General features: G+C 58.3%; 19 protein-coding genes. 7 read left to right on the forward strand and 12 right to left on the reverse strand.

Annotated features, from left to right (window positions below):
* Positions 1–6: 6 nt before the first annotated feature.
* The 4 genes from ETAA8_RS12515 to frr all read right to left on the reverse strand — a co-directional run bounded on the left by ETAA8_RS12515 (position 7) and on the right by frr (position 3144).
* Positions 7–795 carry a class I SAM-dependent methyltransferase gene (locus ETAA8_RS12515; protein WP_145088414.1) on the reverse strand — a complete coding sequence of 263 codons (789 nt, stop codon included), beginning with the start codon at positions 793–795 and terminating at the stop codon, positions 7–9.
* Between the two features lie 47 nt (positions 796–842).
* Positions 843–1442, reverse strand: a complete 600-nt coding sequence (locus ETAA8_RS12520; RefSeq protein WP_145088416.1) for a DUF4126 domain-containing protein — start codon at positions 1440–1442, stop codon at positions 843–845.
* 40 nt (positions 1443–1482) lie between these two features.
* Positions 1483–2442 carry a DNA-methyltransferase gene (locus tag ETAA8_RS12525; RefSeq protein WP_238397745.1) on the reverse strand — a complete coding sequence of 320 codons (960 nt, stop codon included), beginning with the start codon at positions 2440–2442 and terminating at the stop codon, positions 1483–1485.
* Positions 2443–2583: 141 nt separating this feature from the next.
* Positions 2584–3144, reverse strand: coding sequence for a ribosome recycling factor (frr, locus tag ETAA8_RS12530; RefSeq protein ID WP_145088418.1), 561 nt, complete (start codon positions 3142–3144; stop codon positions 2584–2586).
* Between the two features lie 240 nt (positions 3145–3384).
* On the opposite strand from frr, the gene ETAA8_RS12535 reads away from it, so the two are divergent.
* Positions 3385–3879 carry a CinA family protein gene (locus ETAA8_RS12535; protein WP_145088420.1) on the forward strand — a complete coding sequence of 165 codons (495 nt, stop codon included), beginning with the start codon at positions 3385–3387 and terminating at the stop codon, positions 3877–3879.
* 85 nt (positions 3880–3964) lie between these two features.
* Here the strand turns inward: ETAA8_RS12535 and ETAA8_RS12540 are convergent, their stop codons facing one another.
* The gene (locus ETAA8_RS12540; RefSeq protein ID WP_145088422.1) at positions 3965–4747 is read right to left on the reverse strand and encodes an MBL fold metallo-hydrolase; all 783 of its coding nucleotides are present in this window, start codon (positions 4745–4747) and stop codon (positions 3965–3967) included.
* Positions 4748–5258: 511 nt separating this feature from the next.
* Here ETAA8_RS12540 and ETAA8_RS12545 point away from each other — a divergent pair.
* A complete protein-coding gene (locus tag ETAA8_RS12545) occupies positions 5259–6335 on the forward strand; it encodes an ADP-ribosylation factor-directed GTPase activating protein isoform b (RefSeq protein WP_145088424.1) in 1077 nt (358 codons plus the stop codon).
* A 263-nt stretch (positions 6336–6598) separates the two neighbouring features.
* A complete protein-coding gene (locus tag ETAA8_RS12550; RefSeq protein ID WP_202921790.1) occupies positions 6599–7276 on the forward strand; it encodes an SGNH/GDSL hydrolase family protein in 678 nt (225 codons plus the stop codon).
* A gap of 17 nt (positions 7277–7293) precedes the next feature.
* On the opposite strand, the gene ETAA8_RS12555 is transcribed toward ETAA8_RS12550, so the two are convergent.
* Complete coding sequence (locus tag ETAA8_RS12555; protein WP_145088426.1) at positions 7294–8649, reverse strand: 2-oxo acid dehydrogenase subunit E2; 1356 nt, start codon at positions 8647–8649, stop codon at positions 7294–7296.
* Positions 8650–8823: 174 nt separating this feature from the next.
* Positions 8824–11544, reverse strand: coding sequence for a pyruvate dehydrogenase (acetyl-transferring), homodimeric type (gene aceE / locus ETAA8_RS12560; RefSeq protein ID WP_145088428.1), 2721 nt, complete (start codon positions 11542–11544; stop codon positions 8824–8826).
* 521 nt (positions 11545–12065) lie between these two features.
* Between aceE and ETAA8_RS12565 the strand changes: the two genes are divergently transcribed.
* Positions 12066–12878 (forward strand): hypothetical protein, encoded by an 813-nt coding sequence (locus tag ETAA8_RS12565; RefSeq protein WP_145088430.1) that lies wholly within the window; start codon positions 12066–12068, stop codon positions 12876–12878.
* A 15-nt stretch (positions 12879–12893) separates the two neighbouring features.
* Here the strand turns inward: ETAA8_RS12565 and ETAA8_RS12570 are convergent, their stop codons facing one another.
* From ETAA8_RS12570 to ETAA8_RS12590, 5 genes are all read right to left on the reverse strand, one after another.
* Positions 12894–16904: a WD40 repeat domain-containing protein gene (locus ETAA8_RS12570; RefSeq protein WP_145088432.1), complete on the reverse strand. Its 4011-nt coding sequence runs from the start codon at positions 16902–16904 to the stop codon at positions 12894–12896.
* Positions 16905–17056: 152 nt separating this feature from the next.
* Positions 17057–20137 (reverse strand): [protein-PII] uridylyltransferase family protein, encoded by a 3081-nt coding sequence (locus ETAA8_RS12575; protein WP_145088434.1) that lies wholly within the window; start codon positions 20135–20137, stop codon positions 17057–17059.
* A gap of 40 nt (positions 20138–20177) precedes the next feature.
* A complete protein-coding gene (locus ETAA8_RS12580; protein WP_145088436.1) occupies positions 20178–22016 on the reverse strand; it encodes a sulfatase-like hydrolase/transferase in 1839 nt (612 codons plus the stop codon).
* Between the two features lie 89 nt (positions 22017–22105).
* Positions 22106–22516 (reverse strand): SRPBCC family protein, encoded by a 411-nt coding sequence (locus ETAA8_RS12585; RefSeq protein ID WP_145088438.1) that lies wholly within the window; start codon positions 22514–22516, stop codon positions 22106–22108.
* Positions 22517–22627: 111 nt separating this feature from the next.
* A complete protein-coding gene (locus tag ETAA8_RS12590; RefSeq protein ID WP_145088440.1) occupies positions 22628–23968 on the reverse strand; it encodes a DUF1501 domain-containing protein in 1341 nt (446 codons plus the stop codon).
* A 279-nt stretch (positions 23969–24247) separates the two neighbouring features.
* Between ETAA8_RS12590 and ETAA8_RS12595 the strand changes: the two genes are divergently transcribed.
* From ETAA8_RS12595 to coaD, 3 genes are all read left to right on the forward strand, one after another.
* Positions 24248–24685: a hypothetical protein gene (locus ETAA8_RS12595; RefSeq protein ID WP_145088442.1), complete on the forward strand. Its 438-nt coding sequence runs from the start codon at positions 24248–24250 to the stop codon at positions 24683–24685.
* 311 nt (positions 24686–24996) lie between these two features.
* Positions 24997–25233: a hypothetical protein gene (locus ETAA8_RS12600; RefSeq protein WP_145088444.1), complete on the forward strand. Its 237-nt coding sequence runs from the start codon at positions 24997–24999 to the stop codon at positions 25231–25233.
* A 543-nt stretch (positions 25234–25776) separates the two neighbouring features.
* The gene (gene coaD / locus ETAA8_RS12605) at positions 25777–26280 is read left to right on the forward strand and encodes a pantetheine-phosphate adenylyltransferase (RefSeq protein ID WP_145088446.1); all 504 of its coding nucleotides are present in this window, start codon (positions 25777–25779) and stop codon (positions 26278–26280) included.
* The last annotated feature ends 3 nt before the right edge of the window (positions 26281–26283 follow it).

The raw sequence follows: 26283 nt of genomic DNA on the forward strand, positions 1-26283 counted from the left end.
TACTGTTCAGGCTCCCCGTTTTCTCAAAATGAAAACCGTGTCGGAAAGCTCATTGCTGAGCTTGAGCGGTTCGTTGATGTCATACAAAAAGTCGTAGACATCGCAAAGTTCCAACTCGGGAACTTCGGCAAAGAGCGCGCGGATTTGAGCAGCGGTGTAGATGCGAAAGCTGAACTCGCTCGCCAGGCGGAGTTCTTTGCCGGGAGAACGGACCAGCATCGTGGCTCGCAATTTTTCAACTCGTGCGCGGCGGTTGAAATCGAGCACCCGCAGCGTGAAGACCACTTTTGTTTTGCCCTTCACGGCGGTCCAACGTTCGAGGCTCTCTTCGTCGGCATCTGGGGGGAGCAGGTGGAGCCCAAGCACATAAATGCCGCCCGGAGCCAAAGCGTTCGCGATGCTTTGCAAGTGATCGCGGGCTGCTTGGGCTGTGGTGAGATGGCGGAAGGTGTTGAACGTGCAGATCGCCGCATCGACAGGTTGCTTTACCGTGAACTTCGTCATGTCGTCGGCATAGACTTCGGCCTGCAGGTTCTTCCGCGCGAGTCGCTTGCGCAAATAGGCGAGGGATGCCTGGCTGGTATCGAAGCCGAGCATTTCGTAACCGCGCTCGGCAAGCGCCACGACGAGTCTACCGCCGCCGCAGCCAGGCTCGAGCACTCGCTTGACGGGGTGCTTGGCGTATTTCTCAAACGCAGCGCAGAGAAAGCGAGCTTCTGGCTTGGTGTCTTCCAGAAAGGCCATGTCGTAGTACTGCGGGTAGTCGTACCAATCGGCAAGGACGGGGCGAGGCATGAGGTGCGTCTTTGGTTGTCGGCCAGGGATAGAAGTGGCCGCTCATTCTACGCCAGCGGCTGCTTCGTGGGGCTGCACTTCTCTGGTGTCGCATTGGCCTGCTGACGAGTCGCCAGCCAATAGAAGACGAAGCCCACAATCGCGACCACCAATACCGCAGCGAGAATCGGGAGCATAATCGCCAAGATGGTTGCAACTAGCGCGCTAATTAGTTCGAACGTCGAGATGATGAAGTTGCCGGTGCCGCCGGTGGTTGCGGTCGAAGTTCCTCGCAGCAGCACCGTTCCCGTTTGCACCATGCCCGCGGCACCACCGCCGGCAATAATTGCCACCGTCCAGCGCATGAGGGGAGACATGTCGGTGACGACGGATGCCGTCAAAATCGTCCCCGCGACGACTGCTGCGGGGGTGGCGATGGTATCAAGCAGGTTATCGAGCCAGGGAATATAAAACGCCCCAATTTCCAACACTGTTGCCACGGCAAAGCAGGCCAATGCGACTGGCGAATCGAGCCATTCGAAGCCGGCTCCGAGTTGCAACTGATCGGCCTGGGCTGCCAGGCTTAGGCCAAGCATCGGCACGAAAACCCGAAAGCCGCAGGCGGCAGCGAGTCCGATGCCCAGACAGATAGAAAGAGCGAATTCCATGGACGAAGGAACCAGTGTTGAGACCAGAAAACGACGCGAGTTAGTCCGCGATTAACGGCGTGTCTGTTCTCTTATTCGTTTGACGAGTTCGTTTCTTGCGATTGGGGTCGGCCAGTTTATCGGCCACGCGTTTGCCCGCTGCCGTCGAAGGAGCACTCATGGTCGGTTCAGCGGCGCCGACGAGTGCGTCACCGACTTGGGTTTGCTTCAGCCGCTCGTTGCCGCGCTCGACGTAATCGGGCGACAGGTCGAAGCCCAGGCATTCGCGGCCGAGCTTCTTGGCACAGACGAGCGTCGACGCGCTGCCGCTGAAGGGATCGAGGACCACTTCGCCGGGTTCCGAACAGATGCGGATGATCCGCGCCAAAAGTTGCTCGGGCATCTGACAACCGTGAAATCCGGCCCGTTCTTTGAATGTGCCGGCGACGCGAGGAAAGTACCAGGTATCTTCTTCACTCGAAAAGCAGCCGGCAAGATCCTGCGGCCGCAGCACCCAGGTGTCGTCGGGCAAGCGGCCGTTCGGGTTGGCTCGCGTGTCGGCATAGACCAACTGCCGGGCCGACGGAATGCGGTTCTCCAACTCTTCGCCGCGGAACGTGAACTTCTCGCGATCCTTCACGAAGTAGAACAAGTGCGCATGCGACCGGCTGAACTTGGCTTTGCAATTCACGCCGAACGTGTAATACCAAATGACCCAACTCCGCGTGTGAAAGCCAACTTTCTGACTCAGCAGCTTGAGTTCCGCTGCGTACTCGTCGCCAATGGCCAGCCAAAACGTGCCAGTCGGCTTGAGAGCGCGATGGACTGCGGCGATCCACTTCTCGGACCAGTCGAGATACTCGTTGTGCTCTTTCTGGTCGTGATAAACGTCGTAGTCGTAGCCAATGTTGAACGGCGGATCGGCGAAAGCCAGATCGACCGAGCCCTCCGGCAGCGAATTCATCTGCTCGACGCAATCGCCGTGCGAAACGCGACCCAAAACCTTTGCGAGCGATTTCAAGCGAGACTCCTTGCCCAATAGCTTCAGCTCAACCTGCCCGCGCGAAACCTGTAGTCGCGACTGCCCACGCGTGAAGTGAATTCTCGTTCTGAAGCTGCAGCAGACTTGCCTGCCCATGTCTCAGAACGTTAGTTCTTTGCGTCAGTTATCCATCACTTCGGCTTCGCGGGTTTTCGCCATGTCGCCGGCGGCGTTCTCGTACTTCTTGGTGAGCTCTTGAATTTCTTCCTTCAAGGTTTTGCACTCGTCTTCGCTCAGGAGCTTGTCTTTTTCTTCTTGCTCGGCGGCCTTATTGCCGTCGCGGCGGACGTTGCGAATGGCGACCTTGGCTTCTTCGGTTACTTCCTTGATGCGAACGACCAGCTTGCGGCGCGTTTCGGTGGTGAGCGGCGGAATGTTCAGACGGATCACGCGACCATCGCTTTGCGGCGCGAGCCCAAGCCCGCTGGAGATGATCGCTTTTTCAATGTCCTTAATCGTGGTCGCATCGTAAGGGCGAATCACAATCTGCTGCGGCTCCGGCGCGCCAACCGAAGCGAGCTGCTTCATGGGGCTGAGCGAGCCGTAGACTTCGACCTTCAGTCCGTCGACCAGACCGGGGTTGGCCCGGCCGGTGCGAATGCCAGCCAGGTGGTTCTTCAGCACGCTCAGGGCCTTGTCCATGCGTTCTTCTGTGTCGAGCAAAATTTCGTCAGCTGGCATACACCTACCCTCAAATCAAAAACCACAATTCCGCGCCTGATTTTGTATCGTATCGTTACTCCCCGCAATTCACCACCGGGCAGCCCCGTAGGCGAGTCATTCCATGACTCGCGCCCTCTGAATGGGGTTCTTGGCAACTGCAACAATCGTTCGCAAATTGAGGGGCGGTCTCGGAGTGACCGAGCTACGGTGGTTTCTGCGATACTTGGAAGCCTTACTAACCGCATTGCGAGCATTCTTATGTCCATTCCCCAGGTTGCCCGGCGAGTCGCCAAATTGCTGGCCGAGAAGCAGCGAAAAGTGGCGTTCGCCGAGAGTTGCACTGGCGGTCTCGTCTCTGGGGCACTCACGGCCGTGCCGGGAATCTCCGCGTGGCATTGCGGGGGTGTGGTGACGTATCGCAACGAAACGAAGCAAGCCCTGCTGAAGATTCCCGCGTCCCTGCTCACTGATCCGGGACCTGTAAGCGAGATCGTGGCCCGCCGGATGGCCGCCGGGGTTCTGGCGATAATTCCCGAGGCGAATATATCCGTCTCCGTCACCGGACACTTAGGTCCGCAAGCCCCGCCGGAACTCGACGGGCTCGTCTTCATTGGTGTGGGTCAGAGACGTGCAAAGAAGACCACTGTCAGCGTGCATGAGCTTCGGCTGCCCGCCGGTACCACGCGTCTCGCGCGGCAAAAGCAGGTAGTTGCGGCAGCGCTCGAATTGCTTGGAGCGGCGCTAACGGATTAGGAAATTCAGAACCAGAGCCAGTTGCCGGAGGTGCACTGGGTTTTGAGGAGCAGGTGTCAGTCACGGAGTGACTGACCAACGGAAGTTACTCCGGCATTTTGCCAGCGGCGACTTCGGCTTCGTATTCTTCCATCAGCGGCCAGTGCGTGGCGCAGGTGCCCCAGTCGGCCATGCTCAGGTAACCGGTCAGGCGCTTGACGGTGGCGTCGATCAGTTTGTTGTCCTTGCGAAAAACGGGGCCGTGGCTGGGGAGGAGCCATTCGACGTCGCTGTTGCGGATGCGTTGGAGCGACTTGATGAAAGCGGGAATGTCGCTGCCGTGATGCGCGTCGATCGCGCCGACGCAGCCGTCGCGATAGATGTTATCGCCGCTGAAGAGGATGTTCCCCATGCGAAAGCTGAGTTGGCTGTCGGTATGACCCGGGGTCAACCAAACTTCGAGTTTCAATTTGCCGACCGTGATTGTGTCGCCATCTTCGATGGTATGATCGATTTTCACACTGGGCATCGCCATGTCGATGTTCTGGGGCTCGATCTGGGCGAAGGTCCGAAGCCGATCTCCTTCTTCCAGTGGCTTCACCGCCTTGGGGTGGGCATAAACGGGTGCCTTGAGCAGCGCCTTCGCCTTGGCCATTCCTTGAATGTGGTCGACGTCCGCGTGCGTGGCGATCAGCATCTTGCAGCGGCTGAGGGGAAAATCGAGGTTGCGGATCAACTCGACGATTTCTTCCGTCGACTCTTCGAAGCCAATATCGATCAGCAGCCACTCCTTTTGATCGAAGACCAGATAGACATTGCAGCCCATGATCTGGCCGGCCTGGAAGTTCAGTTCGATGATGTTCGGAAAAATTGGCTTACGTGGCAACATGCGTACAAACTCGACAAACAAGGCTGCTGGCGGATGAGGGCGACAAGAACATTGCCGCGATGCGGGATTGTAGAAGGGAGGGTAGTTGCCAGCAACCTGCGGACGGCGTGAAGATCGCTAAATTCAATAGCAGAAACGAGTTATTGAGAGTCGCTCTCAGTGAGGCGGCGATTTCAGAGGCAATGAGTTGGGTATGGCTGTTCGCTGTAATCCCAGCACGGTCTTCCCAAAATACCCAAACTACTAGCGTGGATTCCTGTTTCGTGCCAAAACTGAGGGGTATACTCGCATACCAAGGAGGCGCTCCGCGGCACGTAGGCCCAATTCCCCTCGAATCGGCATTTCTCGGCTGTCATTTGTGACCCCGAGCTCGCCCCACCGAGAAAGTTCTATCGCTATGTTTGATCTCCCATCGTTTACCTCCCCCCTGCCCCGCTTGATAACTGCCTGCACGTTACTGGGCAGCGCACTCCTATTTGCTGGTTGCGAAACCTCGCCCGACCTCCCGACCGTGCAAACCAATCGACCGGTGATCGATGAGAGCGGGGCACCCAAGAAACTTGAGCTGACCGATGCCGAGCTCAAAAAGCAGATCGACGACGCGCTCGACTATACCTACGAGAATCGCCGGCTCGATCTGAAGGACCAGGCTGCCTGGCAGATGATTCACGGCGCGCTCGCCTTCAAGCGAGACTTTTTGGTGCGCGATGGCGACAAAGACGTCTCAGCCCTAACGCACGTGTTAAATGGCGGCAAGATGAAGGGTTGGAACCTCGTCCGAGGTGACCTGCTCAACGAAGAGACCAAGCAGTACGGCGTTCGCGCGCTGCTCGAAGAAGGAACCAAAGCTGGCCAAGGGCACACCGACCAATGGCTCGGCTATTTGTGCGATTGCGGCATGCCCCTCGATGAAGCCGTGATGGTCGAAGGAGAGCAGCAGACCCTCAACGATTGGATTCTGCAGGCCGAACGCGACGTCCATCGCAACCCAGCGAAGGAATACAGTTGGACGTTGATGGCATTGAGCGCTTATCGCAAACCTGGTTACACCTGGATGGCTGCCGACGGCTCGGAGTGGAGCATCGAGAAGCTGGCCGAAATCGAACTCGGCTACAGCTTGGATCAAAGCCCCTGCGGTGGTGCTCACCGCATGTTCGGCCTCGTCATGGCTCGCGATCGTCACGTGGCTGCTGGCGGCAAGCTCGAGGGAGTATGGGCCGACGTCGATCAGAAGATCAAAGACACGATTGCCAAGGCTAAGGAACTGCAGAATCCCGATGGTTCGCTGTCGTCGAACTACTTCCAACGCCAAGGCATGAGCGCCGACCTGGCTCAAGCGATGGGTTCGGCCGGTCACTGCATGGAATTTCTGGCAGCTGCTATGACCAAAGAAGAACTGCAAGAACCTTGGGTCCGCCGCGCTGTCGGCAGCGTCTGCTCCGTCTTCCGCAAGACGAAGGCAGTCGATGTTGAATGCGGCGCGCTGTTTCACGCCGCCCACGGTCTGCGTCTCTATCGCTTCAAGGTCTTTGGCCCTCGTACTTTCCCCGCCACCGGCGAAGAAGTGAAGACCGCTGCCGCGAACTAAGAAGTAACGTTATGAAGTTGGTAGGTCACGTTGGCCCGATGTGACCTCGGACTGTCCGTCGGGGCATGACTCGCCGATCAAGGTCACATCCAGCGGATGTGACCTCCTAAGAGAGCCGGAGTTTTCACTCCGGCTATTCTGTTTCTTGGTTCGTTTGTGGGTGATCCAGCCGCCGACTGGTTCCTGACCCGGTCCCCGGCCAGAATGGTCCTACTCCGCTCGCTCGCGGCTGTGCGTCGACACACTTTCAGAGGAAAACACTCATGCGACTTTGGATTTGCGGCTTGCTCGTCGTGCTGGCCGATACTGGAATGACTCGCGCGGCCGATGATGCACCTGAAAAAACTCTGCCCAAAGTGGTGCTCATTGGCGACTCGATTCGCCTGAGCTACGCGCCGGTCGTTGCGAAGCAGTTGGCCGGTAAAGCGAACGTCGTTAGTCCGAAGCCGAATGGGGGCGATAGCTCGAATGTGCTGAAGCACATCGAAGAGTGGGCCGTTCGCGAGCAGCCCGCGATCGTCCATTTCAACTGCGGCATTCACGACACGAAGAAATTCAAGAGCACTGGCAAGTTTCAGGTTTCTCCGGAGCAATACGAAGCCAACTTGCGCGCGATTGTCGCGGCCATTCGCAAAGGAACCAAGGCCAAGGTATTCTTCGCGCTGACGACGCCGATTGTCGATGATCGCGCGGCGAAAACGCGGGCTGAGCGCGATTACGGTCTCCACAACGCCAGCACCGAGCAATACAACGAGATTGCCCAGCGGGTGATGAAGGAACTCGATGTGCCGGTCAACGATCTGCGTGCAGCACTCGGCACGCCCGCAGAGCAAGCTGCCAAGATTGTTGATGATGGTGTTCATCTAAACAAACAGGGTGTCGAGAAACTGGGCGCCGCAGTCGCCACTTTTGTCGCCCAGCACTTGCCGGCTGCCAAGTAAGTCACGGAGTGACTGACCTACGGAGCCAGCAGCAGGCGGCTGGGGCTCTTGAGATAGTCGATAATGTCGTTGAGGAAGCGAGCCGCAGTCGCGCCATCGACCAGGCGGTGATCGTACGAGAGGCTCAGCGGCATCATCAGGCGAATCTTCACTTCGTCGTTGACGACGACCGGCATCTTGCGCGAGCGCCCCAAGAGCAGGATCGCCACTTCGGGCACATTGATGATGGGCGTGCTGTAGGTGCCGCCGATCGCCCCAAGGTTGCTGATGGTGAAGGTGCTTCCCTTCAACTCGGCCGGGTTAATCTTGCCGTCCCGCATGTTGTCGCTGATGGTGCCGAGGGCTCGGGCGATATCCGGAATCGACATCTGGTCGGGGCCACGCAAGCTGGGCACCACGAGGCCGCGCTCGGTGTCGACCGCGATACCGATGTTCACGTAATTCTTGTAAATAATCTGCTCGTTTTCCATGTCGAGCGAAGCATTCACGGCTGGATGCGACTTGAGACTCATCGCCACGGCCTTCATCACAAATGGTAGCGCCGTGAGTTTGATTCCTTTACGGGCGTAATCTTCTTTGCTACTGACGCGAATTTTTTCGAGTTCAGTAATATCGGCATCGTCGAAGTTGGTAACGCGTGGGCAAGTGGTCCACGACAGGTGCATCTGCGCGGCGATGACCTTGCGGATCTTGGTCATCTTTTCGGTATGGATCGGGCCGTAGGCATCGCGAGCCGTAGTATCGGGGCTGGCTTTGCCGCCGATGATCGCCCCTTGGCTTTGCGAACGAACAACAGCGAGGACGTCCTCACGCGAAATGCGTCCGCCTTCGCCCGTGCCTGTGACGCGCGACAAATCTACGCCCACTTCGCGAGCAAAGCGGCGAACAGCAGGGCCGGCAGCAACATCGCCGGTTTCCGTCGGCGCTTCTTCCGTCGGCGCGAGCGTGGCAATAGGTGCCGCAACCTCCGCCGGGGCAGCTGCAGCTGGCCTCACTGGTGCTGGGGCTGGTTTTACGGGAGCAGGTGCGGGCTTAGCAGCGGCAGGAGCCGCTGGCTGTGCTGGAGCCGGCGCAGCCTTGGGCGGAGCGGCAGCAGGGGCGGCCGGTTTGGCAGCAGTGGGGGCCGCACCAGCCGCAGCACCTTCGAGTGTAAGGAGGACGGCGCCGTTCTTAACGGTTTGTCCCTTGGTGACATGCACCTTGACGACCTTGCCCGCGGCATCGCTGGGAACCTGCATGGTCGCTTTGCCGGTTTCGATTTCGAGAATTCCCTGATCCTTGGCAATAGTGTCGCCAACATTCACCAGCACTTCGACAACATCGCCCGATTCCACACCTTCGCCCAGGTTCGGCAGTTTGATTTCAATGGCCATTGGTCTGAATTCGCTTCTAAGTATGCGTTAAGTTGATGCCAAACGGGGCGAATTCGTGGGCGGCGTTAATCACGCATCACCCCTCACCCCAACCCTCTCCCCGGAGTACTAAGGAGAGGGAGAATGAGGGCCTTCTCCCTCGTCATCCCTTCCTCGCTTTTTCAACTTCTCTCTCTAGGCAAAGTATGGATCGATCTTTTCGGGATTGATCCCCAGGTCTATCACGGCTTGGGCGGCGACGCTCTTATCGAGATCGCCGCGAAGCCCCAACTTGTAAAGCGTGGCGAGGGTGATGCACTGGGCATCGACCTCGAAGTGACGACGCAGGGCTTCGCGGGTTTCGCTGCGCCCCATGCCGTCGGTGCCGAGAGCATAGTAGTCGCCTGGCACCCATTGGGCGATCTGTTCTTGCAAGGCGCGAACGTAGTCCGACGCTGCGACGAACAGACTTCCCTTTTCTTCCTTAAGCAGTTCTTCGACGTAAGAAGTCCGCCGTGGTTCGCCCGGGTGGAGCATGTTCCAGCGTTCGCACATGTGGGCATCGCGCCGCAACTGCGTGTAGCTGGTTACACTCCAAACATTGCTGCTAATGCCGTACTTCTCGGCGAGCAAATCCTGTGCGGCGAGCACGTGGCGGAAGATCGCTCCGCTGCCGAACAAGTTCACCTTCAACTTGCCGCCAGCTTCCTTCGTGCGGAACTTGTACATGCCGCGAATGATGCCGTCTTCGCAACCTTCGGGCATGGGCGCGTGAACATAGTTCTCGTTGCCGACCATCAAATAGTAGATGGCGGTCTCGCCATCCTGATACAACCGTCGCATGCCGTCGAGGATGATGGTGGCGATTTCATAGTTGTAGGCTGGATCGAAAGCGCGCACATTCGGGAACGCGATTGCATTCAGCAAACTATGGCCGTCTTGATGCTGCAGTCCTTCGCCGTTGAGCGTCGTTCGTCCAGCAGTACCACCGAGGAGGAATCCCTTGGCTCGCATGTCCTGCGCGGCCCAGATCGAGTCGCCGACGCGCTGGAAGCCGAACATCGAGTAATAGATATAGAACGGAATCATGTTCACGCCGTGCGAAGCGTACGCCGTTCCGGCCGCGCAGAAGCTGGAGATCGAACCGGCTTCGGTGATTCCTTCCTCGAGAATCTGGCCGTCCGTCGCCTCTTTGTACTTGGCGAGAATGCCCGAATCGACGGGCTCGTACAACTGTCCGACGTGCGAGTAGATGCCGATTTCGTTGAACATACCTTCCATGCCGAAGGTGCGCGATTCATCGGGCACGATCGGCACCACGTACTTGCCGATTTGCTTATCGCGGCAAAGTTTGCGGAGCAGCGCGACGAACGCCATCGTTGTTGAAGCTTCCTTATCGCCAGTGCCGACGAGGAATTCCTTGAAGCCCGGATCGGACAGGCGAGGCGTTTCAATCAGGGGCGCGACCTTCGGCCGGCTGGGCATGGAACCACCGAGGGCTTCGCGGCGTTCGCGCAGGTACTTCATTTCGGCCGAGTCGTGCGGCGGCTTATAGAACGGTGTCTTGGTGACTTCGGCATCCGAAATGGGAATGCCAAATCGCGTGCGGAATTCGAGCAGTTCGGCTTCGTTGAGTTTCTTGTTGTTGTGAGCGACATTGCGCCCTTCGCCCGCCTCGCCCAGCCCGTAGCCCTTAATCGTCTTGGCTAGAATGACCGTAGGCTTGCCGTTCGATTCAGTGGCTGCCTTGTAAGCCGCGTAGACCTTCTCGGGATCGTGACCGCCGCGCCGCAGCTTGGCCAGCTTTTCGTCCGAGTAGTTTTCAACCAGCTTGAGCAGTTCGGGATACTTGCCGAAGAAGTGCTCGCGAATGTACGAGCCGGGCATGACGACGTACTTTTGATACTGACCGTCGACCACTTCGGCCATGCGCTTGGCGAGCAGGCCGGTTTCGTCTTTTTCCAACAGCGCGTCCCAATCGTCGCCCCAGACGACCTTAATCACGTTCCAGCCCGCACCGCGGAAGAGCGCTTCGAGTTCCTGAATGATCTTGCCGTTGCCGCGCACCGGACCATCGAGCCGTTGCAAGTTGCAATTGATGACGAAGATCAGGTTCTCGAGCTTTTCGCGGCCCGCCAGCGTGATGGCACCCAGCGATTCGGGCTCGTCGCATTCGCCGTCGCCAAGGAATGCCCAGACCTTGCGGCCGTTCATCGGGCGAATGCCGCGGTCTTGCAGATAGTAATTGAAACGGGCCTGATAGATGGCCATGATCGGGCCGAGACCCATCGAGACCGTGGGGAATTCCCAGAACTCGGGCATCAACCAAGGATGTGGATACGACGACAGGCCAGGAGTCTCGCGCAACTCACGGCGGAAGTGGTCGAGATTCTCTTCACTCAAGCGACCTTCCAGGAAGGCCCGCGAATACATACCGGGCGAAGCGTGCCCTTGGAAATAAATCTGGTCGCCGCTGTAACCATCGCTGCCGCGGCCGCGGAAGAAGTGATTGAAAGCCACTTCGTATAAGGTGGCGCTCGAGGCGAACGTCGAGATATGACCGCCGACGCCATCAAAGTTCTTGTTGGCTCGCACGACCATCGCCATCGCATTCCAGCGAATGATGCTCTTAATGCGGCGTTCGAGTTCGCGATTGCCGGGATAGCGTGGCTGAGCCTTCGGCGGAATGGTGTTGATGTAGGGGGTGTTCATGTCGACCGGCAATTCGACACCCTGCTCGCGAGCCCGCTCTTCGAGAGCGTTGAGCAGATACTTGATTCGTTCCGGTCCTTTGCTTTGCAGGACGTAGTTCAACGAATCGAGCCACTCTCGCGTTTCGGCCGGATCGACATCCTGAACTGGGTTAAAGGTGCTAGCGGCGGCCTCGTCGACAGGAATGTCTTGTACGTCCGACATGGAGCGTCCCTCTTCGTTCTGTTTGCTGGACTCGCTCAAGGGGCGAATCCGACCTGTAAATGTTCCTAGCTCAATTCAGCATCGTGCCATAACTCATTCCTGGCAAAGGATTTGAGCCGCCCTACTTGCCCAAGGTCCCCTGCTCGACGCAGTTTCTGGCTGGCAGCGACGAGGCGTCGTCGGCTTGCCGAACCATTAATGTCGGCAGGTCAGCCCCGTTTATCCAGCCAACGAATCGTTGCAATCCGCAAAAACTACCAATCCACGTACCATTGTTTGCCGAAATCGCGTCGGGGTAAAGGTCTGTTGAGTTCCGCCACCTGAAATGACACCTGAATTTTTCGCAAGGTTCGGCTAGATAACGAGTTGCTGGGCCACCAACGAGGGGAATTGCTGGCCATCGTTGCACCTGATTGGGGCGGGGAAAACTCCCTTGACCACAACTCCTGGGCATCGGTAGACTCCGCCCCCTTTGCTGACGTTTGTCGCCGCAATCTGTCGCGCTCCGGCTGGAACCCTGAATGCCACGAACTTGCCATGTCGCTAAAGCTCGCCGGTCAAAGGCCGCCGAGATGGTTGCGCTAGCGATGCTGTTGGCCGTTCCAGCGCTGGCCCCAGCGCAAGTAACTCGCACCGTGACGTGGCCCGCCGAGAAGACCGTCGGCAACTTTCATTGCCATGCAGATTTTCCTTTTGGCCGTGACGAACTTCTCCTTGCGCAATTGGGCGAACTGTCGCGAGAGATCTCGGAGATCCTGGGCTTGCCGCCGGCGCGCGAGCCGGTCCATCTGTTTCTGCTACACGATCGCGAGACCTACCAGGCTTACATGAAGCAGCATTTTCCTCGCGTTCCCGCGCGACGGGCGATGTTCATTAAGTCGAAGGGGCCCGGAATGGTCTTCGCATATAAGGGAGACGAATTCGAAATCGATGTGCGGCACGAATCGACGCATGCCGTACTACACGCGGTCGTGCGCGATCTTCCTTTGTGGCTCGATGAAGGGCTGGCGGAGTATTTCGAAGTCCGGCGCGATGACCGCCCTTCGAACAATCCGCACCTCGCCGATATTCGCCAGCAGCTGCGAGCGGGACATGCGCCTCGATTGGAAGCACTCGAAGCGATCACCGAGTTCGACGATCTGGGTCGGGCCGAGTATCGAGACTCTTTCGGTTGGGTTCACTTCATGCTGCATGGACCGCGTGCCGCGCACGAAGAACTGGTCGCTTATCTGACCGACCAGCAACAAGGCCGCGACACCGAACCCCTCAGCAGCCGGCTACGTCGTCGCCTGCCCGATCTCGACCGCCGCTTCATCGAGCACATCCGGCCGTAACAACGGTCAGCGAGCCTATTTGGGTTTGATGGGTGGCAATGTCGTTTTGTCGAGTTCGTTTTTTAGCGGCATGTTGTAAATGAGCCCCGGCAATGCTGGCTTCTTCACGTATTCGACAGCATCGAATTGAAAATCGAGCGGCCGTTCCATACGTTCCATATTTCGCCAATAGACGGTGCCGGCGCGATCGTTGATCGTCAGAATGGGCGTCAGAATGCGCAGCACTTTCAACCGCTCTTCCGCGGGTACAATCCGCCGTAACTCAAACGTCAACAGCAACTCGGCGTTAGGGTCATAGGTAAAACCGGAGGCCGTCAGCTTCTCCACCAGCGCCTGGCCAACTTCGTTGGGTTGGCCGACTTCGCCCAAGACTTGGGCGGACATTTTCGACCCGCGCTGGGCAATGAACATGGACTTCAAGCCTTGAGCCGGAAAGTTGAAGTCCCGATCCGTGAATCCCTGTAAGTAAACTCCGCCAGTTGCCACATTCGGTTGTTCCTGGCTCAGCTTCACGATTCGCTCGCTGCGCCAAAATGTGCCATCCGGCTGAGAAACGTGAAAGTCACTGGTTGGCCCAGCGCTATAGATGCCGGCGATCTGCTGCAATTCGAGATCGTAGAGCAAGAACCCGTTCTGGCCGTTGACAGGTTGCTCAAAGAGCAGGCCGCGCTGACCGAGCGGCCAACAAAACGAGCGCGCTTGAGGCATGCTGAGGGGCAACCGGTCCCGGATCTTGCCATCTAATCCCCAACGAATGATGGCATCCCCCGCTTGATGCTTGGCCCAGCAAATTAACTGATCTCCCGCCGTACTGAAGCGGATCTCGCCAAGCATGCCGCTGTTGGCGAATGGACTTTCGAGTTGCACGAGTGCCTGGCCACTCAAGCTGTCGTACATGACGCGTTGGCTGGGATCGAGCCAATATTTGCGCGATGGGCTTACGAGCGGCGAGCCCTCGCAAACGCGGCGATAAACCATTTCGCCGGCGGGCAATCGCCACAGCGCTGCCTCGTTGCCGTCCCAAGTCAATACGTGGCGTTTGTCGACGAAGCGCGCGCCTTCCGTCGAGGCAGTTACCGGCGATGTGCGCGAAACTGTTTCCCAGCTGAGAACGTGGGACTTGCCGATCTGCGGCCCCCAGATGTCGAGGCGTGTATAACCCTTGTCGCCAGGAAACCGCCCTTCCCCCTGCCCTGTCAGCACCAACGAACCATCGGCAGAAACATCCAACAATCGCGACTTACCGGGAATCTTCAAATGGTGCAGAAGTTTGTTTTGCGCGAGATCATAAATGTCGATGGCCGCGCCACGTTCGGGACGAAGGGGGTGACCCTGCTGCTTCCACAAGTCATTGACCGGCTGTGCATAGTGTTCGGGCAAGTCTTCCATTTCGACAATGGCCAGTCCCCGCGCTGGGCCGCCAATGCACAGCCCGCTCGGGCGGCCAAATTGCTCTGTGAGTTTCACGGGCCCCAGCTGGGGTTCAGCGCTGGCAACGGAGTCAGCGGTTAGCGATCCGGTCGCGGGCGCTTGAAAGGGAACCAAGGGCGGAACTGCCGCACCGGCCGTCAACGCTAGTTTCGGCTGATTTTCTGATGCTGCCTGCCGAACCGCGGCGACTGCTGCCGACAATTCCTGTGTGGGCAGAGGCACTGCACTGACCACTTCTTCGTCGTCATATACCAGTCCTTGCGCGTCGCTCAATGGTTGCACGAGCCAGTTCGGTTCTTGCGGCAGACGGAAGAAGGGTGTGCCGCTTTGACGATCAATCACCAGCGTGCCGTAGGCCACGAGCAAATCGTTGCCAGCCCAAGCCAGCAGCGATCGTCCCGAATCCTCACTGCGTGCCTGCCGCCGCCAGGCTTCCCGATAAGTGCGGCTCAGCAGAGCTTCGCCCGTTTCCATGTTCCAGATGACGAGCTTGTTGAAATAGCCATAGGTGTTCTCTTGGCCAAATGCCAAGAGCGCAGCCAGATAACGACCGTGCGGGGAAAAGCGAAGTGCATGATCCACTTCGGAATGTTCTGCGGGCTGCCAATGGAAGGGGACTGCCGCGCGCTGAATAACTTTGCCAGCCTCGAGATCAATGATTGAGACTCCGCGATGCGCTTGCACTGCCAGGTATTTGCCGCCAGGGCTAATTGCCACATGCGCGGGCTGGTCGGGGGTGTTGGGCAGCGCAAGGACTCGCAACGTGTGTTCGGGTTTGGCTTGTCCCCGGGCATAGATACGTACGATGTGGTCGGACAACTTCTCCTGCACCACGATCAGGCTGCCCGCCGATGAGAAGCCGAGGAAGCGAACGTCATCAAAGTCGTCGATGCTGATCGATTCCACTTTCCCATCCTGCAAAGTGCGAACTTCGACCCGCTCGTCCCGTCCGCTATCGCGCGGAATGTAGGCAATTCGTTCCACTCCCAAATCAACGGCGAGAATCTCATTCCGCTTATCGTTGGCGAATGGCTGACCAACTTGCTTGCCCGTGGAGAGATCAAAGACGCGCACTTCACCTTGCTGATCGCGCGTGATCAGTCCCTTGCCGTGCTGAGAAGGATAAAAAGAAGTGCGCCGCTCGAAAGAATGGCTGAGCTTGCGCGTCGGCGTAAAGGCTGCTTGGGCGGAAGGATCGATGATCGATTTCCATTCGCTTGGGGGCGTGAGTGGAAAATCGTCGTTCTTGACTGCCGGTTGGCCTGCGATTGGCGTCGCCGCTGCTGGGGGAGTTACGTCGCGAGGTTCGACACGAGCAAGTGTCGCGGGAGGGGGCAAGTTCGAGAGCGCGACGAGTGACGTAGGACTGCCCGACGAATACTTCGTGCCAATTACCATTTGGGGACCGATTGTCAAACGTTCGTGCGTGTCGTGCTCGGCCGGAAAGAGTGGCGTCAGATCGCTCCCTTCAGAGGGCAGAAAGTACCGCCCACTAACGGCCCAGCCACCCTGCGGAGCATCGGCCTGGGGCGATACCGGCTGGAGTTGTGGTTGCTGAGCAGAAGGTAGAGTCGAGTTAGCTTCGAGCGTGTGTGTCGCCATTCCTTTGCGCGAGCCGCTGGCCATGTCCCAAATGAGGATCCGCAGCTGATGTTGATTGGTCGAGAGCGCGGCAAGCTGTTTGCCATCGTGCGAAAATGCCAAACCTTGCGCCCGCCAGCCTGCGGCGACCGGTTCCATCTCCAGTACACCCGCACGCTGCGCGCTATCGAGGTCGTACAGCACAATCTGCGCTTGCGAAACAGTCTGCAGGACTGCTGCCAGGTATTTCCCGCCGGGGGAACAGGCGGCCATATCTGCTGCGGCAGTCGTTTCCTCGGGTGAATTCGCAAACAGGTCGAATCTCGGTTTTAGTCGAAAATATTTCTCCTCATCGACGTCATGCACAATGGCAGCGGTCCGCTTCTCTCCGCGGGCGATGGCCACCACGCGACGATCCGAAGCGAACTGCACGAAACCGACTTGGCCATACTCGCTGGGCAATTTTCCGCTACTATCGACGCCGATGCCCTCATTCCCCAGCGAAGTGATCACAATTCCAAAGTTTCCCGGCTCACCATACGTTTGAGCGATCATCTGGCCATTGGGGCTGACGGCTTCGCGGTTGTACTTGCGATCGCTGAGATGCCCCGAGCCCGTCACTTTGCCCGTCAGCAGATGGATTACCTCGGTGTAGTTAGGTCGGGCATATTTTACGAGTGCCAGCGGAGCAGGTGTGGTCGAAAAGGTGACCGTCGTCGCGGGCTCTGGCAAGGTTCGCGGGTAGAGCGTGTTAAGCGACTCTTTGCCAGGAACGTTGAGCGGCGTGGAAGGGGGATCAACTTGCACCTGCCAACGCAGGGCGGCGTCGAAGGGAGGTGCTACTGGCAGAGCTGGCTTGTTTTGCGGGCGATTCAACGCGTGTTGCGGGTGATCGAGTGGCAGGGGTTGCTGCGTGATCGGAGGCTGCACCGGCATCATTGGCCGGGGCGGTTGTTGCCTCTGGTTGTTTGCCTCGCCGCAACCGACGAGCAACGCCACCAAAGCTCCTAACATGGAGCCGGAAATCAACCAGCGTTGGCACATATCCTTCGCCCTGTAAGAAAACCACCGATCACTACCGAATACGATTATGGCGGACGTCTCTCAAAACGACTACCAAATGGCGCAGGTCGTGATTTGCGGGAGAGTGTTTTATCCGACTTCCATCAGGGCTCACTGCTTTCTCGTTCCGCTGCGACTGCATCCGCAAACACCTGCAGCAGCCTCTGCCGATTCTGCTGCATGGTGGTGGCACAGATGTCGTGCAGTTGTTCGGGAGATTCGTAGCCAAGCAGAAGCGAGAGACGATGCAGGTCGACCGTGTAATGCGGCAACTCATGCCGATCGCGCGCGTTGAGAAGCCGAATGCCGCACTCGATGCGCCGCAACAGGCGATAAGACTGCGACCAGTGCACGGCATCAGCGGGGGAAATTGCTTGCGCTTTGGCAAGGGCTTCGATTGCTGCCAAGGTATTGGGTTCGAGCACCCGCGGTTCGCTCTGAGCGAATTCGAGTTGCAACCGCTGCACCACATATTCGATATCGAGCGTGCCGCCAGCACCGCGCTTGATGTTCAGCGGCGAGGCACCTTCTTCGAGTTTGAGGCGGGCGTGAAATAATTGGGTTGCATCGTCGGCCTGCCAGGGGCGGGAAGTCAGCGATTGGCGAATCGCGCGCATGGTCGTGGCTCGCGTCTCGGCGGGACCAAACACCGCGCGGGCTTTGCACAGAGCCTGCCAGTGCCAGAGGGGCGCACTGCCCGATTGATAGTGGCTGACGAAATCGGAAAGGGAGATGGCCAGCGGTCCCGACATTCCCAGCGGACGCAGCACGGCTTCAATCGGATAGAGGCGACCTTGGGGCGTCGATTGCGACAGTTCTTTCAAGATTCGCTGAGCTAATTGTGTGAAAAAGTGGCTATTCGTGGTCGCTTGCACACGCTTCGCGCGCCCCACACTTTGCGTCGTCCCTTCAGCTTCATAAACAAACGCAACTTGCAGATCACTGTGATAGTTAGGCTCACGCCCGCCGAGTTTGCCGAGTCCCAGAATTACGAAGCCACACGGATCGCCGTTGTACGGTCCCCCTTCAATCGTGGGTGTGCCGTGTTTTTCGCTCAGGCGATCAAATTCATGCTGCGCAATTGCGTTAAGACTTACTTCGGCCACATCGCTCAACGCCCGCAGGGTCGAGTCGATGGGTTCGCGCTGCAACACGTCGTGAACGCCGATTTGCAAATGGCGCGAGGCCTTGAACGACAGCAACTTCGGCAAGGGTGCTCCCTCGCCGCGATACAACTCTTCCCACGACCGTTGCAGTTCGGCCAGGTCGGGCTGATGCGCCAGCTGCAGCGAATCGAGCAGTTCGTCGAGCATGCCCGGATTGCTGATGAGCAGGTCGGACAGATAGGGACTGCCGCCGCAAATGCGCACGTACAATTCCAGCGAAGGTTGATGCGCGTGAAAGAGTTCCCACAGCACTCCTTTGCCACCGAGCGAATCGCTCACGCGGCTCAGATTCGCCAACGTCGCGTCGGGCTGCGGTGTGGCTGCGATGGCGGTGAGCAGGCGGCCGATGATGGCCGACAGATAGTAGCGGCAGCGGCGCGTGGAGAGGAACGTGATTCGCTCGCTGGCCAGTTCGTTCAAGTGACGGAGCGCGGCGGAGCAATCTTGAAAGCGATAAGGGCCCAGAATCTGCTCCGCTGCGGCCCTCTCCGGATGTGGTGCCAGGAGCAAATCAACCTCTGCGGGCGGGTCGGATTCTTCAGCAAATGCCGCGTTGAGCAAGCCACTTAACAATTGCCAAGATTGCTTCAACCGCTGACGGCGTGCGGTATTGTCGGCAGCCGATTGAGCACCCAGCACACTGGCCGAGGCCGTTTGTTCTAAGTGCAATTGTCTCCGCAGCCACAGGAACGACTCTTCGAGTGCGGTTCGTTCGGTAACATTGATCGCACCGGCTTGCTCTAGTCCGGCAATCGCTTCCAGGGTTTGCGTGGCTCGGACTTTGTTCGGTGCCTCGCCCCCGCTAAGCAGCCGCAGCAACTCCAGTGTCTGTTCGAAATCGAACAGTCCGCCGGGCCCCAGTTCGATACTCCCCTGCTCTGCCGGCAACGTAGCAGCGAGTTCCGCGCGCCGAATGATCCGCCGCTTGAGGGCCCGCAGGCCGGCTTCATCGGCTGGCGAGAGAAGGCGGCGATAGATCCACGGTTCGATCTGATGCAAAAAACGCTCGGCCAGCGCGCGATCGCCGGCCACACAACGGGCTTGCGTGAAGGCTTGTCGGTGCCAGGTACGACCGAGATTATCGAGCAGTGAGGCCAGCGCATCGGCAGCGATGGTGAGGGGAGTTGTTTCGCTTTCTGGCAGTTCTTGCAGTTCAATCTGGAAGACGCTACCCAGTTCGGTCGGTTCCGTGAGCAGACGAATTGCGCTCCTCGCCAGACGTTCGTACTGGTCTTGAGCCACACGGCGCGAAGCATCGTCGGCCGGCAATGCCTCGTGCAACAGCAGAAGTTGCAAGCGATCGCTGTAATCTTGTTCGCCCGCCCCGCAGCGGCCAAGGGCGACAATCGTCATGGCACCCAGTGGTTGCACCCGGCGCGAAGTTGTCGCCGGTTTGTGCGCGAGCAGCTTGCGCTGTGCAGCTGCGAACGATGCCTCTAGAAGTGCTTCGGCCAGATATGTCAACTGCTGCCAAACCAGTTCGGGCTTATGCCGCGCCACGCGCTCGCCATAGGTGATCCGCAGTTGCTCGCGCCGTTTAATCCGGCGCAGCGCGGCAAGGAGTGAACGCTCGTCGACCAGGTTGATGGCCTCTGCGGTAATGTCGGCAGTGAGCACCGATTGTTCGACCGGTTGACCTTCGGTCAGGCGCAGAAAATCGTAAGCTTCGGGATCGCGCAAAATGGTTTCGCGCCAGACGCCGCCCCAATCGAGCACGCGCACCAGCATTGGCAACGCCGTGGGATCTCGTTCGCTGAGCGCCGCGAAGGACATCGGGCTGCGAGAGACGAGCATGAACTGCCGAATTCCCTCGAGCACACTGCCAGGGTCGAGCGTACTGGGGAGCAATTCATCCAGTTGAGTGCAAACCGTGGCTAGCAGATCGAGCGGGACGCCCGCTTCGGCCAGATCGAGTAGGGCATGCCGCGCGAGGGCTGGGTCGCTCACCCGCCAAGGCTGCAAGATCGCCGCTGCCTGGTCCGGTTGATCGAGCAACGTGGTTAGGGTCTGAATTTCCATTCAGCTATTCTAGCGTGACACTGGTCAGCGGGGATGACGTTCACTTCACCGGTAACAGCTTGACGAGCGGCACATCCATGACCGCGGCTCCGGGCTTCTTTTGCGGGCGAATTTCGAGCGTGTGCCGGCCGGCCTTCGTTAGTTCGATCTTGCCGATTTTACGCGCAACGAAGTTCTGAAAGCCGCCCGTCTGTTCGACGACGAACGAGAGCTTTTGCTCGCCAACGAGCACGTCGACTTCGCTGCCCCCACTCCCATTGCCGCAGCCGATAGTCAGTTCTACTTCGTAGGTTCCGGGTTGCTTCAAGTCGAACTCCCAACTGGCCCAGTCGTTGGGATTGGTCCAGTAGCCGAGCGTGTTCTTATGCGGCAGCGGCTCAAAGCGCAGAGTCTCGCCATGCACAGTAACCCATTTGCCCGGCAGCGAGACGGTTCCATCGGCGGCCTGCGCATTGGGCGAATAGTCGGGGTTGGGCGTCATCATTTTCGCGCCGACCGATTCTCGCCAGTCATCCAATTGTTTCTTTAGGTCCGCCACCACCTGCGGATTTTGTGCGGCCACGTTGCGCCCTTCGCGCATATCGCTGGCAACATCGAACAACTCGCGTCGGTCATCCTCATAGAATTCGATCAGCTTCCAGCGATCGGAGCGAATTGCTCCACCCGGTTTGCCACCCTGGTTTGCATAGTGTGGATAGTGCCAGAAAAGGGGTGACTTTCGCCGTTCCTTGGTCTGTTTCCAAACGGGCACGATGCTTTGGCCATCGATCTCGGTGGGAACCGGCAAATTGCAGATTTCCATGATGGTGGGGAGTAAGTCGATGCTGCTGACAGGCACGCTGCTAGTGCCGGGCTGAATGCCGCGCGGCCAGCGCATGATCAGCGGGACGCGAATGCCCCCTTCGTACAAAAAGCCTTTGCCTTCGCGCAGCGGCGCGTTGGAAGTCGCCGGAGTGTGCGCCCCTTCGAGTGTCGCGAGGCCACCGTTATCGCTGGTGAAAATGACCAGCGTGTTCTCGGCGAGTTTTAGTTCGTCGAGCGTCTTCATGATTCGTCCAATGCCGTCGTCCAGGCTTTCGATCATCGCCGCATAAACGCCGCTGTTCTGCTGGCCGCTGAACTTGGAATCGGCAGGGTACTTTTTGATGACCTCTGCTTTCGCCTGCAGTGGGATGTGGACCGTATAATGCGGCAGGTACAAAAAGAATGGCTCGCTCTTGTTCTTTTGGATGAAGTTAATCGCCGCATCCGTCAGCAGATCAGTCAGGTACTCGCCGTCTTTTGCTGCTTCGAGTCCTTTCAATTGCCGCCCCTTGCGTTTGCCACCTGGATTGCCGAAGGGAGCAAAATAGCCCGGCGGACTGCCACCTTGGTCGCCGGCAATGTTCAGTTCGAAACCTTGCTCTTCGGGACCGAAGCCAGTGCCGCCGAGATGCCACTTGCCAATGCTCGCCGTGCGATAGCCGGCAGCGCGGAGACGTTCGGCAATCGTTACTTCCGCGAGTGGTAGCTGCTGTTCGATCTTGGGCCGGGCCAGTTTCTGGGAAGGTTGGTCGCCACGACCGGGAAGCCAATCGGTCAGGTTCAGTCGCGCGGGCCAGCGACCGGTCATGATCGCCGCGCGCGTGGGGGAGCAGACCGGGCACGAGGCATAGGCATCGGTAAAGCGGAGTCCTTCTTTCGCCAGTTGATCGAGTTGGGGTGAACGATGGAACTTGCTGCCGTAGCAACCGAGATCGGCCCAGCCCATGTCGTCGATGACGATCAGCAAGACATTCGGCGGCACAACAGCGGGCTTGTCATCCGCAGCTTGCAAGGATTGAGTGATGAAAAGTACGATGCTGCTGAAAGAGAGAAATAAACCGATTCGCTTGTACATGCTGTGTCTCCCGTGGCGTTGTTAGCCCGGCAGCATAGTCGCTCCAGTGGCTCAGAGCCAGCTAAAGGATCGGTCAAGAAGCGGGAACATCACGCAACTGCATTTTCTTCCAGCACGCGCTTGAGCGTATTCAAGTCGCGCTCAACCAAGCCGGCATCTTCGGCAAATTTGGCGGCCGACATGGAAGGGAGTTGAAAGAGCGTGAAGAGGACTTCGCTGCCGGCACCATTGGTGATCACGCGCATGGGAACGTGCACTTCCACGCCCGGCGCAAGCATGACTACATGATCGAGCACTCCCAACTCATTTGCCGCCGCGAAGCGAATCTGCACCTCTCCCTCGGGTGTGCTGATGATCCAATCCCCCTGCTCTTCGCGCACCGATTTGCAAAATGCGGTGGCCCATTGTGGCAAGTTCCGCGGATCACTCACAAACCGATAGACTCTCGCTGCGGAACAATCGATCGAGACGCTGATGTTGCGAACAGGATGAGTGAGCATGGGAGGAAGAGGCTAGGGGTCAGAGGTCAGAGACCAGGAACAAAGCAAATGCAATTAGACCAAAGCGTCTTGGCTGCTCTAGTCCCTAATTCCTGGCCACTGGTCCCTTCCCTACGCTAGTTCCCGAATCGTTGTGGCGTCGCTCACGAGATGGGTGGGCCGGCCTTGCGGCGTGTAGACGATCTTGCCGGGATCGATGCCGAGCTTGGTGTAGATCGTCGAGACGAAATTCTCGGGCGAAAGGACGCGCTCTTTGGCGGTGTAGCCTTTGCGGTCGGTGCTGCCGACAATCACGCCGCCTGGTGTACCGCCGCCGGCAATCAGAACGGACATGGCATTGGCCCAGTGATCGCGACCGGCCCCCTTTTGTCCGTTGAGGGTGCTGATGGCGGGCGTACGACCGAATTCGCCCAGGGCAACGACGAGGGTGGACTCAAGTAATCCGCGATCGTTCAAGTCGGAGATGAGCGTGGCAACGGTGTTGTCCCAATCTGGCAATCGCTTGCGAAGGGTGGGGAAAATATCGGCGTGATGGTCCCAGCCCCCGTCGTTGATCGTAATGAACGGCACGCCCGCTTCGACCAAGCGTCGCGCGAGCAGAGCCCGCTGACCAAAGCCGTTGCGTCCGTAAGCGTCGCGCACTTTTTCCGATTCGCGCTGAATATCGAACGCAGCTTGCGCGGTGCGCGATGTGATCAGGTCGTAACCCTGGCGATAGTATTCGTCGAGACCGCCCACAGGATCGCCAGCAGCGGGGTCGTTGATTCTTTCGATCCGATCGACCAGTTTGCGCAGGTCAGTCCGACGATTGAAATGATCTTCGGTCAGTCCTTGAGGCAGGGCCACATCGCGGACGCGGAAGTCGGCCGAGTTGGGATCGCCACCGACGACGAACGGAGCATACTTGGCTCCGAGAAAATTCGGTCCCCCCGATCGCGACATGCTGGGAATCGAGAAGTAATTCGGCAGCCCGTTGTCTTTGCCCAGTTCATAGGCGGCCACCGAACCCATGCTGGGATGGAAGCTGACGAACGCGCCACAGCCCACGGGAATGCGAGGGGGCGAACCGGTCATCATGTAGTGATTGCCAGCGCCGTGATTTCCTTGGTCGTGACGGATCGAACGAATCACGCTGAACTGGTCGAGCATGCCCGCCAGGCGAGTCATGTGCTGAGAGAATTGCACGCCGGGCAGCTTGGTGCTAATCGGCTCGAACTCGCCCCGAATTTCCGCTGGTGCATCGGGTTTGGGATCGAATGTTTCGAAGTGGGTCGGGCCGCCGTCCATCCAAATCAGGACGCAACTCTTGGCGGTTCCCTTGCGGGCCACGGTTGGCGAAGCTTCGGCTTGCAAACGGAGCAAGCTGGTCAGACCCACGCCGGCCATGGCCGACAAACCGAACTGCAAGCAGTCGCGGCGACTTACGCCAGCACAGTTTCGATACTCACTCATCTTGCTCTTCCTCGCCAAGGTCATTTCGTTCGGCGCTCCCGCCGACCAACATCAAAGCTCATTTATCCTATCGGCCGCGCGGGCTGCTGCCAATCCTTTTCTGAACACTGTCAGCTGTCAAATCTTTTTTGGATAAATACTTTTTGATGAATTGCCTTGACGTCGGAAGATTGAACTCAGACAATGCGCTAGTTGTGCCGATAATTCCGATTGGCCAAACTGTGCCGCTATGATTTGCGTTTAAAATCGTCCTCCCTAGGTCTGTCCGGAGAAGTCCAAATGAAGAATCGCATGTTCCTCGGTCTCGGTCTCGCATTTCTGGCCGTCGCAGCGGTAGTGGCTGCTGAAGGTGTCAAGCTCGAAGGCGTGAAGTGCATCATGGCGGCCTCGAAGGACGCCAAAGAAGCTAACGCCGTCGAATATCGGGGTGCCAAGGTCTTCTTCTGCTGTCAGAACTGCCCCAAGGCATTCAGCAAAGACGTTGCCAAGCACGCCGCCAAGGCCAATCACCAATTGGTTGCCACCAACCAAGCTAAGCAAATCGCTTGCCCGCTGAGCGGCAAGGACCTGAATCCTGACACTAAGGTCACCGTCAACGGCGTTGACGTCACCTTCTGCTGCAACAACTGCAAGGGTGCGGTTGAAGGTTCGAAGGACCAACTTGAAATGGCCTTCGGCGATAAAGCCTTCGATAAGGGATTCAAGGTCACCAAGTAGTTTTTCGGTAAGCCGAAAGCCTTAGCAACTCAAGGGTCGCTGCTGTTCATTCAGGAGCGACCTTTTTTCGTAGCGTGGGCTTTAGCCCACGTTTGCCTGTGAATCGACGTGGACGAAAGCCCACGCAACGCGATCATGTTTCCTCTGGACGCAATATTTCCGTTTGGGTATGGTCCCGGCGGAAACGATCAACCCGACAGGCGGCGGAAACCGAATTTTCCAGATAGACCAGTCAAGGATGACTCGTCCCCCTCGCTAGCGATTGGCCGCTGGCGTCCCGCTTTGGAACTAAAAGGCAAGGAGGCCTGTCCATGCAACTCAATCTTTTCACTTGGATTCGCGAAGGTGTTCGTCGCAGCGTGTTGCTCGGCGTTTCTGACGCCGTGGAAGCTCTCGGCAGTCCCTCTGGTGAGGATGTCTTCCACCAGAATTTGGGCCGACTCATCGACAATACGCCGGCTGACGACGGACGTGCGACGTTGACCGATGTCAAACGCAGCAAACGACTCGGCCGCTCGCTCAAGGACTTTGATGGCGCGGCTGGCTAAGGCCGGTCACCAGCTTGAATGCTCGACCATCAAGAAAATACTCACATGGTCGTCTCTTCGTCGCGAACTGATGACCGTACTTTCGTGCGCGGGCTAACCGCAATGTTCGCAAACCCCGCCTCGGGGGAGTGACAATTTCGTGTACGGTGACCAGCCACAATTGGACGATAAACCAGTTAGATAAGCCAGTTCGGGCAACCGAAGCTGGCCATCTGGAAGCCCCGGCACTGCCCCGCTGGGGCTTTTTTCATGCGCCGTGTGTGGCTGGGTGCTCAGCGTTGACGAGGGAAAACAGGCTGGGCAAACATGAGGCGCGGATGCGCAGCCGGCAGTTGAACATTTCCTGAATCACGCTGCGCTGATAAAAGTTCGATAACTCATTACAGACGCCGATCCGCGGTGTTGTGAGTGAGGGGCAGACTCACCAGGCCCGCGGCTCGGCGTTTTTCTATTGGCCGCGCATCTGCGGCACTAATGAAGTTCCCACTTCCAGCGAGTAAGATGCGCACTTGAAATTGAGTGCCTCATCCTGGAATTTCCACCATGACCCGTTCCGATTCACGACTGGCTGTCTACACCGGTTCGTTCGACCCGCTGACGCTGGGGCACATGAACGTGATTCGCCGCGCGGCGCGGCTGGTCGACACGCTGGTGGTTGGCATTGGCGTGAACGCCGAGAAGAAGTCTCTCTTCACCCCCGAAGAACGAGTGGAACTGGTGGGGCGCGTGACGCACTCGCTGGGGAACGTGGTGGTGAAGGCGTTCTCGAATCTGGCCGTGGAATTTGTGCGCGAGTGCGGGTCACGGGTGATGGTTCGCGGCGTGCGTCCGCTCACCGACCTGGCCGGCGAGTTCACCATGATGATGGCCAACAAGCATCTCGATCCTGCGATCGAAACCGTCTTTCTAATGGCCGACGAAGAATTTGCCCACGTTAGCAGTACGCTGATCAAGCAGATCACGCCCCTCGCGAATGACGAAATGCTCGGCCGCTTTGTCCCGCCAGAGCTAATTCCCGCGCTCCGCGCCAAACTAGCGAAGCGATAGTCG

The organism is Anatilimnocola aggregata, assembly GCF_007747655.1.
In the GTDB taxonomy this organism is placed as follows: Bacteria; Planctomycetota; Planctomycetia; order Pirellulales; family Pirellulaceae; genus Anatilimnocola; species Anatilimnocola aggregata.

What these genes read in the sequence shown, in the direction of transcription:
- ETAA8_RS12515 (WP_145088414.1), bottom strand. Translation starts at nt 795, where the DNA reads ATGCCTCGCCCCGTCCTTGCCGATTGGTACGACTACCCGCAGTACTAC.
- ETAA8_RS12520 (WP_145088416.1), bottom strand. Translation starts at nt 1,442, where the DNA reads ATGGAATTCGCTCTTTCTATCTGTCTGGGCATCGGACTCGCTGCCGCC.
- frr (WP_145088418.1), bottom strand. Translation starts at nt 3,144, where the DNA reads ATGCCAGCTGACGAAATTTTGCTCGACACAGAAGAACGCATGGACAAG.
- ETAA8_RS12535 (WP_145088420.1), top strand. Translation starts at nt 3,385, where the DNA reads ATGTCCATTCCCCAGGTTGCCCGGCGAGTCGCCAAATTGCTGGCCGAG.
- ETAA8_RS12540 (WP_145088422.1), bottom strand. Translation starts at nt 4,747, where the DNA reads ATGTTGCCACGTAAGCCAATTTTTCCGAACATCATCGAACTGAACTTC.
- ETAA8_RS12550 (WP_202921790.1), top strand. Translation starts at nt 6,599, where the DNA reads ATGCGACTTTGGATTTGCGGCTTGCTCGTCGTGCTGGCCGATACTGGA.
- ETAA8_RS12555 (WP_145088426.1), bottom strand. Translation starts at nt 8,649, where the DNA reads ATGGCCATTGAAATCAAACTGCCGAACCTGGGCGAAGGTGTGGAATCG.
- aceE (WP_145088428.1), bottom strand. Translation starts at nt 11,544, where the DNA reads ATGTCGGACGTACAAGACATTCCTGTCGACGAGGCCGCCGCTAGCACC.
- ETAA8_RS12565 (WP_145088430.1), top strand. Translation starts at nt 12,066, where the DNA reads ATGCCACGAACTTGCCATGTCGCTAAAGCTCGCCGGTCAAAGGCCGCC.
- ETAA8_RS12570 (WP_145088432.1), bottom strand. Translation starts at nt 16,904, where the DNA reads ATGTTAGGAGCTTTGGTGGCGTTGCTCGTCGGTTGCGGCGAGGCAAAC.
- ETAA8_RS12575 (WP_145088434.1), bottom strand. Translation starts at nt 20,137, where the DNA reads ATGGAAATTCAGACCCTAACCACGTTGCTCGATCAACCGGACCAGGCA.
- ETAA8_RS12580 (WP_145088436.1), bottom strand. Translation starts at nt 22,016, where the DNA reads ATGTACAAGCGAATCGGTTTATTTCTCTCTTTCAGCAGCATCGTACTT.
- ETAA8_RS12585 (WP_145088438.1), bottom strand. Translation starts at nt 22,516, where the DNA reads ATGCTCACTCATCCTGTTCGCAACATCAGCGTCTCGATCGATTGTTCC.
- ETAA8_RS12590 (WP_145088440.1), bottom strand. Translation starts at nt 23,968, where the DNA reads ATGAGTGAGTATCGAAACTGTGCTGGCGTAAGTCGCCGCGACTGCTTG.
- ETAA8_RS12595 (WP_145088442.1), top strand. Translation starts at nt 24,248, where the DNA reads ATGAAGAATCGCATGTTCCTCGGTCTCGGTCTCGCATTTCTGGCCGTC.
- ETAA8_RS12600 (WP_145088444.1), top strand. Translation starts at nt 24,997, where the DNA reads ATGCAACTCAATCTTTTCACTTGGATTCGCGAAGGTGTTCGTCGCAGC.
- coaD (WP_145088446.1), top strand. Translation starts at nt 25,777, where the DNA reads ATGACCCGTTCCGATTCACGACTGGCTGTCTACACCGGTTCGTTCGAC.